This is a genomic window from Pseudomonas sp. 86_A (assembly GCF_017491705.1).
GTDB lineage: Bacteria > Pseudomonadota > Gammaproteobacteria > Pseudomonadales > Pseudomonadaceae > Aquipseudomonas > Aquipseudomonas koreensis.
In genome coordinates, this window is sequence record NZ_JAFGYS010000082.1 from 1 (window position 1) to 510 (window position 510).

Sequence of the window (510 nt, forward strand, 5' to 3'; positions counted from 1 at the left end):
GAATTGCGCACGATAGGTGCGGGAAAAATGCGAAGGCGATTCGAATCCGCACGCCGCGCATACGGCCGCGACCGTCATGTCGGTCTGCTGAAGCAGTTCGCGCGCACGCTCGAGCCGCAGCCGCAAATGGAAACGTGCCGGCGTATCGTCGAGCATCGTGCTGAACAGCCGCTCGAGCTGGCGGCGCGTGCTGCCCACCTCCCGCGCGAGCGCGTCGGACGACAGCGGGCTTTCGATGTGGTGCTCCATGGTTCCGATCACCTGGATCAGCTTGCGGTTGTGCACGCCGTAGCGCGCGGCGATCTCGAGGCGCTGGCGATCGGAGCGTTGGCGGATCCGGCTCAGCACGAACTGCTCGGAGATCGTCGCGGCGAGCTCGGCGCCGTGCCGGCGGCCGATCAGGTCGAGCATCATGTCGATCGACGCGGTGCCGCCCGCGCACGTGATGCGTCGCGCGTCGATCTCGAACAGTTCCTGCGTGGTCTTCAGGCGCGGGTAGCGCTCCTGGAA

Annotated in this window: 1 protein-coding gene; it reads right to left on the reverse strand. The window is 66.9% G+C overall.

Annotation, left to right across the window (positions count from 1 at the left end; translation table 11 throughout):
• Positions 1-510, reverse strand: a 510-nt coding sequence (locus J5M57_RS28095; protein WP_207938492.1) for a helix-turn-helix domain-containing protein, incomplete at both ends; no start/stop codon positions are given.